The organism is Mesorhizobium sp. M0701 (assembly GCF_040320365.1).
Classification (GTDB): Bacteria; Pseudomonadota; Alphaproteobacteria; order Rhizobiales; family Rhizobiaceae; genus Mesorhizobium.
In genome coordinates this window covers 36,802-49,595 of the sequence record NZ_JAMYPO010000019.1, presented here as the reverse complement: position 1 = coordinate 49,595, position 12,794 = coordinate 36,802, and the positions used below count along the sequence as shown (strand labels likewise).

At 63.3% G+C, this 12,794-nt stretch carries 13 protein-coding genes and 1 tRNA gene; 9 read left to right on the top strand and 5 right to left on the bottom strand.

Annotated elements, in window-relative coordinates:
- Nucleotides 1-73: 73 nt before the first annotated feature.
- The gene (locus tag NKI24_RS18940; RefSeq protein ID WP_023678969.1) at nt 74-880 is read right to left on the bottom strand and encodes an undecaprenyl-diphosphate phosphatase; all 807 of its coding nucleotides are present in this window, start codon (nt 878-880) and stop codon (nt 74-76) included.
- Between the two features lie 162 nt (nt 881-1,042).
- On the opposite strand from NKI24_RS18940, the gene NKI24_RS18935 reads away from it, so the two are divergent.
- The 9 genes from NKI24_RS18935 (at nt 1,043) to NKI24_RS18895 (ending at nt 9,726) form a co-directional block, all read left to right on the top strand.
- On the top strand, nt 1,043-1,735 hold the full coding sequence (locus NKI24_RS18935; RefSeq protein WP_023678968.1) for a glutathione S-transferase family protein: 693 nt from the start codon (nt 1,043-1,045) through the stop codon (nt 1,733-1,735).
- Nucleotides 1,716-2,876, top strand: a complete 1,161-nt coding sequence (queG, locus tag NKI24_RS18930; RefSeq protein ID WP_352747350.1) for a tRNA epoxyqueuosine(34) reductase QueG — start codon at nt 1,716-1,718, stop codon at nt 2,874-2,876. The genes NKI24_RS18935 and queG overlap by 20 nt, the downstream gene beginning before the upstream one ends.
- Nucleotides 2,873-3,781, top strand: a complete 909-nt coding sequence (locus NKI24_RS18925) for an SDR family oxidoreductase (RefSeq protein ID WP_352458449.1) — start codon at nt 2,873-2,875, stop codon at nt 3,779-3,781. Before queG ends, NKI24_RS18925 begins: the two co-directional genes overlap by 4 nt.
- 56 nt (nt 3,782-3,837) lie before the next feature.
- The gene (gene mepA / locus NKI24_RS18920) at nt 3,838-4,932 is read left to right on the top strand and encodes a penicillin-insensitive murein endopeptidase (RefSeq protein WP_502901473.1); all 1,095 of its coding nucleotides are present in this window, start codon (nt 3,838-3,840) and stop codon (nt 4,930-4,932) included.
- Between the two features lie 121 nt (nt 4,933-5,053).
- Complete coding sequence (locus tag NKI24_RS18915; protein WP_352451886.1) at nt 5,054-6,079, top strand: glucokinase; 1,026 nt, start codon at nt 5,054-5,056, stop codon at nt 6,077-6,079.
- Nucleotides 6,080-6,198: 119 nt separating this feature from the next.
- Nucleotides 6,199-8,058, top strand: coding sequence for an ABC transporter ATP-binding protein (locus NKI24_RS18910; RefSeq protein ID WP_352451887.1), 1,860 nt, complete (start codon nt 6,199-6,201; stop codon nt 8,056-8,058).
- Entirely contained in the window at nt 8,055-8,888 is an 834-nt protein-coding gene (dapB, locus tag NKI24_RS18905; RefSeq protein ID WP_023678962.1) for a 4-hydroxy-tetrahydrodipicolinate reductase, read from the top strand. The genes NKI24_RS18910 and dapB overlap by 4 nt, the downstream gene beginning before the upstream one ends.
- A 59-nt stretch (nt 8,889-8,947) precedes the next feature.
- Nucleotides 8,948-9,568 (top strand): 2,3-bisphosphoglycerate-dependent phosphoglycerate mutase, encoded by a 621-nt coding sequence (locus NKI24_RS18900; protein ID WP_352451888.1) that lies wholly within the window; start codon nt 8,948-8,950, stop codon nt 9,566-9,568.
- A gap of 73 nt (nt 9,569-9,641) precedes the next feature.
- Nucleotides 9,642-9,726, top strand: a tRNA-Leu gene (locus tag NKI24_RS18895).
- Between the two features lie 133 nt (nt 9,727-9,859).
- Here the strand turns inward: NKI24_RS18895 and NKI24_RS18890 are convergent.
- From NKI24_RS18890 to NKI24_RS18875, 4 genes are all read right to left on the bottom strand, one after another.
- Nucleotides 9,860-11,035, bottom strand: coding sequence for a hypothetical protein (locus NKI24_RS18890; protein ID WP_352451889.1), 1,176 nt, complete (start codon nt 11,033-11,035; stop codon nt 9,860-9,862).
- 276 nt (nt 11,036-11,311) lie between these two features.
- Nucleotides 11,312-11,749: a DUF4087 domain-containing protein gene (locus tag NKI24_RS18885; protein ID WP_352451890.1), complete on the bottom strand. Its 438-nt coding sequence runs from the start codon at nt 11,747-11,749 to the stop codon at nt 11,312-11,314.
- 23 nt (nt 11,750-11,772) lie between these two features.
- Nucleotides 11,773-12,210 carry a hypothetical protein gene (locus tag NKI24_RS18880; protein WP_352747342.1) on the bottom strand — a complete coding sequence of 146 codons (438 nt, stop codon included), beginning with the start codon at nt 12,208-12,210 and terminating at the stop codon, nt 11,773-11,775.
- A gap of 170 nt (nt 12,211-12,380) precedes the next feature.
- A complete protein-coding gene (locus NKI24_RS18875; RefSeq protein WP_352451892.1) occupies nt 12,381-12,788 on the bottom strand; it encodes a lysozyme inhibitor LprI family protein in 408 nt (135 codons plus the stop codon).
- Nucleotides 12,789-12,794 lie beyond the last annotated feature (6 nt).

Here is a 12,794-nt window from a genome sequence, read left to right as displayed (position 1 = left end):
CGTCCACAAGATCGTATGGCTCGGCTTCGGGCAAGAATAGAGTTCCGGCTGGGATTGCGCTATCCGCGCCGGCTCACCCCCAGATTGCCAGCCCCGCCAGCCCGACGATGCCGACGACCAGCCGCCACCAGCCGAACAGCGCGTAGCCATGGCGCGAGACGTAGTCGAGCAGGAAGCGGACGACGATTAGCGCGGTGACGAAGGCGGCAACGAAGCCGACGGCGATGATGGGCAAGTCGGCGCTGCTTAGCACATTGCGGTTCTTGAACAGGTCGAAGGCGAAGGCGCCGACCATCGTCGGGATGGCAAGGAAGAAGGAGAATTCCGCCGCCGCCCGCTTGTCGACGCCGAGCAGCAGCGCGCCGACGATGGTCGAGCCCGAGCGTGACGTGCCGGGGATTAGCGACAAGCACTGAAACAGCCCGATCTGCAGATAAAGTCTGGTCGGAAACCGCTCGACATCGTGGTAATACGGCTTCGGCTTCATGCGATCGACCAGCAGCAGGATGACACCGCCGATGATCAGCATGATGCAGATCAGCCGCGGCGATTCGAACAGCACCGTCTTGATGAAATCATGCGCCAGTGCGCCGATAATGGCCGCCGGCAGGAATGCGATGAGAATGCCAAGGACGAAATGCCGCGTCAGCCGATCGTAGGGCAGCTCGAGCAGCATCTTCCAGAGACGGCGGAAATAGACGCTGAGGATCGCCAATATGGCGCCGAGCTGGATCAGGATTTCGAAGGCCTTTCCGGTCGAATGAAAACCGAGGAAATGGCCGGCGAGCAGGATATGACCGGTCGAAGACACCGGAATAAACTCGGTCAGGCCCTCGAGCAGGCCGAGCAGCAGCGCTTCGACGACGGTCTGGCTTTCCATGGCAACCTCGGCGTTGGAGTGAGGGCTTGAGAAAAGGGCTTGCTTGTCATGGCGCGGAACTCCCCCTATAGGTCGCAGCACCCTGACAGCCCGCTGAATCGGGCGGCCAAGACTTACCGGCGCAGCCGGCGATTTGCCAGTGCGCTCTATTATCGCGGGACCATGCTGACGCTTTTCCACCATCCGATGTTCGCCAGCTGCCGCTTCGTTCGCCTCGCCTTTGGCGAGTATGGCGAGGAACTGGCGCTGATCGAAGAGAAGCCGTGGACGCGGCGCAAGGAGTTCCTGGCGTTGAACCCGGCCGGCACGCTGCCGATCCTGCTCGCCGAAGGCGACGTGCCGATCGTCGGCGCAGTGGTCATTGCCGAATATCTCGACGAGACGCGCGGCGTACTCAAGCGCGACAAGCGGCTGTTCGCCGAGGATCCGATGGAGCGCGCCGAAATCCGCCGGCTGACCGACTGGTACCTCAACAAGGCGGAAAGCGAGGTTACCCGGCATCTGGTGCGCGAACGCGTTCTGAAGCCGGTCATGCCGGAAACGGCAGGCGGCGGATCGCCCGATTCGGCGGCGATCCGCGCCGCCCGCGCCAATATCCGCCAGCACATGAAATACACCAACTGGCTGGCCGGCACCCGTCATTGGCTGGCCGGCAACAAGGTCACCTATGCCGATCTCGCGGCGGCGGCGGCACTGTCGGTGCTCGATTATCTCGGCGAGATCGACTGGCGCGAACACAGCGCCGCGCGCGAATGGTATACAAGGGTGAAATCACGGCCTTCGTTCCGGCCGCTTCTGTCCGACCGGGTGCGCGGCCTGTCGCCGGTGTCACATTATGCGGACCTCGATTTCTGATACGGCAAAGCTGCGCGCGCTGATCGACCGCGAGGCGCGGAACGCCGGCTTCGACGCCGTTGCCGTCACCACGCCCGATGCGATTCCGCAGGCGCCGGAACGGCTGGCCGAATTCGTTGCCGACGGTTTTCACGGCTCGATGGGCTGGATTGCCGAAACGCTCGAGCGGCGAGGCAAACCGACGACGCTTTGGCCAGAGGTCCGCTCGATCATCGTGCTGGCGATGAATTACGGCCCCGACCACGACCCACGCGACATCCTGACAAAGCGCGACCGCGGCGCGATCTCGGCCTATGCGCAGAACCGCGACTATCATGACGTGATGAAAGGCCGGCTGAAGGAGATCGCCGGCAAGATCGTGGCGCGCGCCGGCGGGGACGTGAAAGTGTTTGTCGACACCGCGCCGGTGATGGAAAAGCCGCTGGCCGAGGCGGCCGGCCTCGGCTGGCAAGGCAAGCACACCAACCTGGTCAGCCGAACGCATGGCTCCTGGCTGTTCCTCGGCACCATCTTCACGACGGCCGAACTGGTGCCGGACGCGCCTGAGGACGACCATTGCGGCTCCTGCCGGGCCTGCCTCGACGTTTGCCCGACGGATGCCTTTCCGGCGCCTTACCGGCTCGATGCGCGGCGCTGCATTTCATACCTCACCATCGAAAACAAAGGACCGATCCCGCATGAGTTCCGGGAAAAGATCGGCAATCGCATCTATGGCTGCGACGACTGCCTGGCCGCCTGCCCGTGGAACAAGTTCGCCCAAGCCGCTTCGGAGGCAAAGCTTGCCGCCCGCGCGGACTTGCGCGAACCGCCGATCGCCGAGCTGCTGCGCCTCGACGACGCTGCCTTCCGCGTGCTTTTTTCGGGCTCGCCGGTCAAGCGCATCGGCCGCGCCCGTTTTATCCGCAACGTGCTGATCGCCGCTGGCAATTCCCAGGATTTGTCGCTTGCGGGCGCCGTCCGCGCGCTGCTCGACGACGCCTCGCCCCTGGTTCGCGGAGCTGCGGTATGGGCGCTGTCGCGGCTGGTGCCGAATCGGGAGTTTGCCGAGCGTGCAGCCGCCGCATTGCAAGCAGAAGATGACGAGGCGGTGAGAGGCGAATGGCTTCTGGCCCTGCCAAAGCCGATCGAGGCACATACATGACCAAACAGCAGATTTTCATCTTCGGCGCCGGTTATTCGGGCAAGGCCTTTGCCCGCGCCAACAAGGATGCCGACACAGCGATCTTCGGTACAACACGGTCGCTGGAAAAATTCGCGGCGCTGCGGCAAGCCGGTATCGTGCCGCTGCGTTTCGATGGCACGCTGACCTCCGAAATCGGCGATGCGCTTGGGAAGACAACCCATCTCGTCGTCTCGGTCGCGCCGGACGAGGCCGGCGACCCGGTGCTGGGTGCGGCTCGCGAGGTGGTCACGGCCAACATGCCGGAGCTCGAATGGATCGCCTATCTCTCGACCGTCGGCGTCTATGGCGACCATGGCGGAAATTGGGTGGATGAGGCCGCCGAATGCCGGCCAGTATCGAAGCGATCAGCGATGAGGGTTGCCGCCGAGCAGGACTGGCTGAAACTGGGCCACGACACCGGCCGGCCGGTGGCGATCCTGCGGCTTTCCGGCATTTATGGGCCAGGCCGCAACGCCTTGGTCAATCTGGAAAACGGCACCGCCCGCCGGCTGGTCAAGCCGGGCCAGGTGTTCAACCGCATCCATTGCGACGACATTGCCGGCGCGCTCTGGCATCTGGCCGAAGGCAATCGCGGCGGCATCTTCAACGTCACCGACGACCTGCCGGCGCCGCCGCAGGACGTCGTCGCCTATGCCGCCCGATTGATGGGCATTGAGCCGCCGCCCGAAATTCCGTTCGAGACCGCCCAACTTTCGCCCATGGCGCGGTCCTTCTACGGCGAGAACAAGCGTGTCGCCAACGCGGCGATCAAGGCGGCCGGCTTTGGGTTTCGCTTCCCCGACTACCGTTCGGCGCTCGACGCCATGTGGGCGAGCGGCGACTGGCGCGACGGCGAGGCGCGCAGCCCGATGAAACGGTCATGATCGATACGTTGCGCGGGGCGTGGTATGATGCGGTTCAAATCGCGGAGGGGTCCAGCTTGGGGAAGACGTTAAAGCGAGCCTTGCCCGGCAAAACACTGCTGCTTTCGGCAGCACTGGCCGTCACCAGCTTGACAGCGCCGGCAACGCAGACGGCGGGCGCCGAGGAACGGGCAAAAGACCTGTTTGGCGCCAAAAGGCTGCCGGCGGTCGCAGCAGCGCAATCGATCGGCTTCTACTCCAAAGGCTGTTTTTCCGGCGGCGTCGCCCTGCCCATGGACGGCCGGCACTGGGAGGTGATGCGACCGTCGCGCAATCGCCGCTGGGGCCATCCGGCAATGATCGCGCTGATCGAGAAACTGTCGCGCGACGCCGCTGCCGACGGCTGGCCGGGCCTGTTGATCGGCGACATTTCGCAGCCGCGCGGCGGGCCGATGCTGACCGGCCATGCCTCGCACCAGATCGGCCTCGACGCCGACATCTGGCTGACGCCGATGCCCGACCGCAAGCTCTCGGCCGAAGAGCGCGAAAACATCAGCGCTACCTTGATGGTCGATGAAAAAACCCATCTGGTGAAGGACGGCCTGTGGACGCCGATGCACACGCGGCTGTTGAAGCGTGCCGCGAGCTATCCCGAAGTCGAGCGCATCCTGGTCAATCCAGGGATCAAGAAGAAGCTCTGCGACACGGTCAAAGGCGACCGCGGCTGGTTGCGCAAGGTCAGGCCGTTCTGGGGCCACGACTATCACTTCCACATTCGCATCGGCTGCCAGGCTGGATCACCCGACTGCAAGGCGCAGGAAGCGACGGCGCCGGGCGATGGCTGCGACCAGGCGCTGGCCTGGTGGTTCACCGAGGGGCCGTGGCGCCCCAACAAGAACCCGGACAAGCCGAAGGCACGCGACGTGATGACGATGGCGAACCTGCCCAGACAATGCCAGTTCGTGCTCGACGCGCCGGCTCCGCCCTCGGCCGAAGCAGTCACCTACTATGGTGACGGCGTACCGATCGCAGCAGAACCCGCTCTCGCGGCAGAGTCTTCGCCGCCGCCGACGGTCGCAGCCGGCGCGGCAGCGCTTCCGGCCTCGGCGAACGCCTTTGTGGCGACCCCCGAGATCGGCATTCCGCTGCCGCGGCCACGACCGGGGCACTGATGCGGGCAGCGTGTTTGCTGTCTGCATCCGTGCATCTCCACTTCGAAAACCGATTTCCCTTTTTGCGGTCATGCGCTAGTCAACGAGAGAACGGCGATACGCGTCGGGAACGGACGAGAGCATGCCAGGCGTAAGCGACGACGACACTCTGTTGCGATTTCCGATCCTGATCGGCGACATAGGCGGCACCAATGCGCGCTTCTCGATTGTGCTCGACGCAAATTCCGAGGCCGGCGAGCCGACGATCGTCCAGACCGCCAACTTCAATACGATAGACGAGGCGATCCAGTCGGCCGTGCTCGACCGCTCGTCGGTCCGGCCGAATTCAGCTGTGCTGGCGGTAGCCGGTCCTGTCGAAAGCGACGAGATCCCGCTTACCAATTGCCCATGGATCGTCAAGCCGAGACAGATGTTCGCCAGTCTCGGTCTCAGCGACGTCGTGGTGCTCAACGACTTCGAGGCGCAGGCGCTGGCTGTCGTCGCGCTCGGCGAAGAGCATATGGAAAAGATCGGCGGCGACGAGCCGGAACCGAATTCCGGGCGGGTGGTACTCGGCCCGGGAACCGGGCTCGGTGTCGCCGGGCTGGTTTATGCGCTGCATCACTGGATACCGGTACCCGGCGAGGGCGGCCATATGGATATCGGGCCGCGCTCGCCGCGCGATTTCCAGGTGTTTCCGCATATCGAGAAGCTCGAGGGCCGCATCTCCGGCGAACAGATCCTGTCCGGGCGCGGCCTGGTCAATGCCTACCGGGCGGTGGCCAAGGCGGACGGCAAGCCGTCGCCCTTTACAACGCCTGCCGAGGTCACCGCCGCGGCGCTGGCAAAGAACGATCCGGTGGCCGAAGAGGCGCTGTCGATCTTCGTCACTTGCCTGGGGCGCACCGCCGGCGATCTCGCTCTAGTGTTCATGAGCCGCGGCGGCGTGTTTCTCACCGGCGGCATCGCGCAAAAAATCCTGCCGGCACTACGCACCGGCAATTTCCGCGCCGCCTTCGAGGACAAGGCGCCGCACAGCGCCCTGATGCGCAGCATGCCGGTCTATGTCATCACCCATCCGCTGGCGGCGCTTTTAGGGCTGGCCGCCTATGCCAGAAATCCGTCGCTGTTCGGCGTGCAGACGGCGGGGCGGCGCTGGCGGGTCTAGGACACAAGCTGCGCCGCGACGAAGTTTCGCCGTCCCCGGCCATAGGCAAGCCGCCATCGGGGCGTTAAGAGGTTGCCGAATTGCAGCCCGGCCGAACCGAAACCACAAAGCGCTCCAACTTGACACTTCCAGCACCAACCAAAGGGAAAGTCCGTCCCAGCGAGATCGTGGCGGTGATCCGCCGCATCATCGCCGAAAACAGCCGCGATTATCGCTGGTATTATGTTCTTGCCGTGCTGTGCCTGGTGACGATCGCGGCGACGACCGCCTTCACCGCCTGGATCATGAAGGATGTCGTCGACCAGATCTTCTATAAGCAGCGCGGCGATCTTATCGCGCTGATCAGCGTGTCGATCCTGGCCGCCTTCATGCTGCGCGGGCTGGCCAGCTACGGCCAGGCAGTGACGCTGGCCAAGATCGGCAACAATCTGGTGGCGCGCTACCAGCGCCGCATCTTCGACCATCTAATGAAGCTCGGCGTCGGCTTCTTCAACGACACCCGCTCGGGCCGGCTCGCCGCGCAGATCAACGAGAACGTCAACGGCATCCGCGATCTCCTGTCGATGACGCTGACATCGCTGGCGCGCGACGCCGTGTCGCTTGTCGCGCTGGTCGGCGTCATGATCTGGCAGGACCCGGTGCTCTCGGCGATGTCGCTGCTGATCGGGCCGCCCTTGATCTACAGTGTGACCTATCTGATGCGTCGGGTGCGTCGCATCACGCGTGAATCGGTGCAGATCAACTCGCGGCTGATCGGCGCCATGCAGGAAGCGACGCAAGGCATCGCTATCGTCAAGGCCTTCACCTTGGAAGACGAGCTGTCGCGCCGCATCGGCGGCCTCGTCGCCGGCGCCGAGCAGCGGGCAAACAAGATCGCCCGCGTCTCGGAACGGCTGACGCCGATCTCCGACATGCTGGCCGGCTTCGCCGTCGCCGGCGTCATCGCCTATTCCGGCTACCGGGCGACCGTCGGCGGCCAGCCGCCGGGCGCCGTCGTTGCCTTCCTCACCGCCCTGCTGCTTGCCTATGATCCGGCCAGGCGGCTGGCGCGCATGCAGGTCGGTATGGAAAAGTCGCTGGTCAATGCGCGCATGATCTACGAGCTTCTCGACCTTGAGCCGCAGCAGGGTGACGTGCCAGGAGCCGCCGAGGCGAAATTCACCTCTGGCGAAGTGCGCTTCAACAACGTGTCCTTCCGCTATGTCGAAGGGGCGCCGGTCCTGCAGGATCTGAGCTTTGTCGCCGCCGCCGGCAAGGTGACCGCCATCGTCGGAGCCTCGGGCGCCGGCAAGACGACGCTGGTTGCGCTGCTGCAGCGCTTCCACGATGTCGAGTCGGGCAGCATCGAAATCGACGGCCAGGACATTTCAAAGGTCACCAAGCATTCGCTGCGCGGCTCGATCGCCTATGTCTCGCAGCAGCCCTATCTGTTCGAAGGCACCATCCGCGACAACATCCGGTACGGCAGGCTGAGCGCCACCGACGCAGAGATTGAACGCGCCGCCCAACAGGCCGCGGCACACGATTTCATTCGCCAGCAGCCGCAAGGCTACGACACGCCCGTCGGCGAGAACGGCGTGACGCTGTCGGGTGGCCAGCGCCAACGCGTATCGATTGCCCGCGCTATCGTTCGGCAGGCGCCGATCCTGCTGCTCGATGAAGCCACCTCGGCGCTCGACAACGAGGCCGAGGCCCGCGTCCAGGAAGCGCTGACCCATGTCATGGAAGGGCGCACTACCATTGTCATCGCGCACCGGCTGTCGACGGTGGTCAATGCCGACCATATCATCGTGCTGGAGCAGGGCCGGCTGGTCGAACAGGGCACGCATGCCTCGCTGATGGCCGACCCGCACAGCGTCTATGCGCGGTTCCATCGGGTGCAAGGCAGGAAAGGGCTGGGGCTTGTCGACGACGGCAAGCCAATCCAGACTGCGGCGCAAAATGTCCGCGCGAAAAAGGCGGCCGGGAGACATTCATGAGCGACACGCCGACCGTTAGTGAAATGGGCCTGGTGGTGGTGGGCGCGGCCGGCCGCATGGGCCAGGCGCTGATCCGCGCCATCCACACGATTCCGGGCGCCCGCGTCGCCGGCGCCATCGAGCGGGCCGGTTCGCCCCATATCGGCAAGGATGCCGGCGAGCTGGCCGGCGTCGGCAGGCTCGAGGTGGCGATCGGCGACGATCCGCTGCCGGCCTTCGCCAAGGCCGACGGCGTGCTCGATTTCACCACGCCGGCGGCGACCGTCGAATTCGCCGGCTACGCGGCGCAGGCGCGCATCGCCCATATCATCGGCACCACCGGCTGCTCGGCTGAAGACAATGCCAGGATCGCGGCGGCGGCGCGGCACGCGACGGTGGTCAAGTCAGGCAATATGAGCCTCGGCGTCAATCTGCTGGCGGTGCTGGTTGAGCAGGCGGCGCGCGCGCTCGATGCCGACGATTTCGACATCGAGATCCTGGAAATGCACCACCGGCACAAGGTCGATGCGCCGTCGGGCACGGCGCTGCTGCTCGGCGAGGCCGCCGCTGCCGGGCGCGGCGTAGCACTTGCCGGCAACGATGTTCGCGTGCGCGACGGCCATACCGGCGTGCGCAAGGCAGGCTCGATCGGTTTCGCCAGCTTGCGTGGCGGCTCGGTGGTCGGCGACCACAGTGTGGTGCTGGCCGGTACCGGCGAGCGCATCACGCTTGCCCATCATGCCGAGGACCGGGCGATCTTTGCCCGCGGCGCGGTCAAGGCAGCCCTGTGGGCGCGCGGCCGCAAGCCGGGCCTCTATTCGATGCGGGACGTGCTCGGCCTGACAAGCTGATCCACAGATTTGGCTGATCCACAAGATTTGGCTGATCCACAAGATTTGAAGGAGCAAATATGTCGAGAACTCTCGTGCTCGTGCGCCACGGCCAGAGCGAATGGAACCTGAAGAACCTATTTACCGGCTGGCGCGACGTCGACCTGACCGAACTGGGTCATGCCGAGGCCAAGGCGGCCGGCGCCAAGCTCAGGGCGCGCGGCATGAAATTCGACATCGCCTTCACGTCGTCGCTGATCCGGGCGCAGAAGACCTGCCAGCATATTCTCGACGCCGTTGGCCAGAGCGATCTCGAGACCATTCGCGACCAGGCGCTGAACGAGCGCGACTATGGCGATCTCTCCGGCCTCAACAAGGATGATGCGCGCAAGAAATGGGGCGAGGAGCAGGTGCATGTCTGGCGCCGCTCCTATGACGTGCCGCCGCCCGGCGGTGAAAGCCTGAAGGACACCGGCGCGCGCGTCTGGCCCTATTACCTGCACGATCTGCAACCGCATGTGCTGCGCGGCGGCACCGTGCTGGTGGCGGCGCACGGCAATTCGCTGCGCGCGCTGATCATGGCGCTGGACGGCAAATCGGGCGAGGAGATCGTCAAGCTCGAGCTCGGCACCGGCGTGCCGATCATCTACACGCTCAACGCCGATTCCACGGTGGCGTCGAAGGAAGTGCTGGAGCATTGAGCCGGAGAAGGAACGCGGCTTTCAAAAAAGCGCGTTGACACTCATCCCTCGCCCGCTTAATGAGCGCGCACCAGCCCAGATGGCGGAATTGGTAGACGCGCACGGTTCAGGTCCGTGTTCCGCAAGGAGTGGAGGTTCGAGTCCTCTTCTGGGCACCAAATTCCCGTTTCGGACCGTCCAAGTAGGTCCGTAAGCGCTAAAAAAGCCCGGTTTTCCGGGCTTTTTTGTTGTTTCGTGGCCTTTTTGGGGTCCGGCCGGGTGAAGTGCTGCCCTTGCTGTTAAACGTGCCGGCTAGCGACAACAGACATTGCGGACGTAAGTGTTGCCATAAGTGACGTAGGCGTCGTCGGGGATCGCCCCGTTTTCCTTCATCGCCTTGGCTAGGTCCTTAGCGGCATCCTGGGCATAGGTGCCGCGTAGCGTAATGGCGAACCACCCGTTGGTGGCGAGGTAGGCGACAAGCGGGATTGATGCCGATCGCACATAGGCCTCCGTATCGGCGAGATTGTCGAAGCTCTTGACCTGGATATGACGCTGTCCGAAGGGGCCGCTCTCATACTGGTCGACGTAGACCCAGGTGTCATGCATGTAGCCGACCTGACCGCCTGCACGGACACGGTACCATCGCTCGACATTACCCAAGATTACGACTGCGCTGCCGTTTCGCACATTTGCGAGCGTGGCGGATCTTACCTCTGGGAGCGCCTTTAAAGGCGCCGCGTCCTGGGAGCGGAGAATACGGCCCGAGCGGGCTTGGGGAATAACGAGTGAAGGATTCGTGGAAGCAGGTGGCAAAGAGGCGACAGGCGGTTGTAACGGCGCTTGCTGGGAGGATGGCGTCGAGGATGGTGCCTGGCTTGCGACCTGCGGCCAGCTCGCTTCGGGTTCCAAGGTAACGACCTTGTACTTCGCCATCTCGCTCCTAGAAAGATAACGTATGTCGTCACTGTCATATTGCAGCGAAAGCTGAAGCAGAGCGGGGTCCACGCCCATTTCGATCATGTAGGTGATGATGTCGGCGGTCATCTGCTGGATGCCGGAAACGGCGTCCTTGCTGTTTACGGGAATGTCGCCACTGAATGAGGATCTATGGACGCCGATGGAACCCGGCTCGGCAAAGCGCACAACGCCACCAAGGAACGCCAGGGAACAGGCCGAAGCACACTCGACAGCCCTGAATTGAGCCGTGCTGAGGCGGAGCCTGCGAATAAGGCGGCCAAGCTCCATAGCCTTCTGGATATTGCCGCCGGGGGACTGGAAGGTGACAGCGACTGATGCATTGGACCGTGCCAGTGCCTCGAAGACCGATAGGTCGTCCTGATACGAGAAATCACCCGACACGAGGATATACTGGAATCCGGAGTCGGTCTGCCCGGCTTGAAACTGCAAACCGGCATGGGCCACCGGAGCGCCCAGCAGCATCGATGCAACAAACAACAGGACGCGAACGAAAGAGATGCGAGACATGGCCCATAATACCCCCAAGTAGCCTAGCTTCGGCGCACGACACTGTCGAATCCTCGTTGCAGATTTGGTGAGAGCAACTTCAAGTTTTGCCTTGGTCGGGACCACTAGTAAGGCGCGCCCGCCATCACCCCAGCCAATCCGCCTGGCGCCTTGCCGAAACAGGCCTCGGCGTCGGGCTCGAAACGGAAGAGTTGATGAAATCGTCGGCGCAGTAGTTCGGCAGCGTCTTGCTCAGCGAGGCGCCATTTGCTGACTGCGACTGGTTCCTGGTTATGCTTATCCGTCGGGGTTAGGCAGCGATCTGTCGTTGCGACAGCGCAGCAGCGGAAGGATTTGGCCCGAGATCACTCTGGTGATCTTCTGTTGCTTGGCGTTGGTTACGACGTTCATGCACGCACATCCGTAGCCGTGACCCGAACCAGGCACATTGGTCTCGACGAATTGCCGCTCGTCAAAGGCCGGCACATTGTCGATGCCTTTGGGATCCGGGCGTCCCTGCATCTGGATCCACCAATCCCCGTCACTGTCGGTCAGGACGAGGTTGCCGGGTGTCGGGCTGGAGTACCAGCCACAACGGCGCTCGGCATAGGCGGCGGCAGACAAGGACATGATGGTCAGGCAGAAACAGATTGCGAACAATGGACGCATGAGAATCTTCACCTCCCTTGAGCAAAGCAGGTAATGCCGCCGATAATCTGCGTTGACGCCGGTCACGAGGCGGCATGATTTTGTTAGCCTTATGGCCTCAACTTCGTGTCCACATTTTCTTCGATCAATCCGCAATGAAGCGTCACAGGCTTCCTTTGGACATCGCTTAGTGGACCGTCGATGAAATCGCAGTTGAGCAGATTGTCCGGGCTGCTCTTGCGCGCCGACGCAACGTTGACGTTGACCTTGGCCGGCCCGGCAAGCCAGTCGAGACGCTTCGCGTCGACCTTTGCGCCGCTGACGTGGGCGTGGCCCGCTGTACCCGGTATCTCCACCTCTTCGTCCTGCGGCGTGAGATCGATCTGGCCGATTTCGTTTACGCGCTTCGCGGCGCTCCGCTTCGGGTCGCCGTAATAGGAGGCGAAGACAACGATCCCCTCCTTTTCAGCCGCGAGCTTGGCAGCTGCCTTTTTGGAAAGCGTGACGTTGACGTCGAAGCTCATGTCAGCCTGGGCTGTTGCCGGCACGACACATGCCAACAGTACAGGATGCCGCAATCGTCATTGCGAGTGACGATTTATAGGGTTTCACGATCCGCCTCCTTCAAGTCTCTGATGCCCCTCGCATCCTTTCATGTCTGGCGGCGACGTCACGCTCGCCGCCGGCTTCATCGTGATCCGATCAGCTGTGGCATGTGTCAGTTCGCGGCCGGAACAGGGCAGCTCATGTCGCCTTCCTGGCATTTCAGATAGCCTTCGAAACCTTTGACACGGGATTGTGTCAGGCCGTCCATGCACTGCGCGATGAGCATTGGCATCATGCTTCCTCCGGCCGCGCCTGCGGTCTGGAAACTGCACTCCGCGTCGCGAAACTTGCCCCAATCCCGCTGTGCCTGAACAAGAAGCTTCTTGGTATCCGTATCGTCCTTCAGGCGGGTTTCGATCTGCTTGTAAAGCTCATTGAGCTTCTTGTCGGATTTCTGGAACTCGGCACCGAAGCACTGGTTCATGGTGGCCTGATCCTTGGCCTCGGCGCACTTGTCCTTGGCAAGGGCGAATGTCGGCGCAGCCAGAACCACGGCAGCAGTCAGTATCGCTATTTTCATCGATTT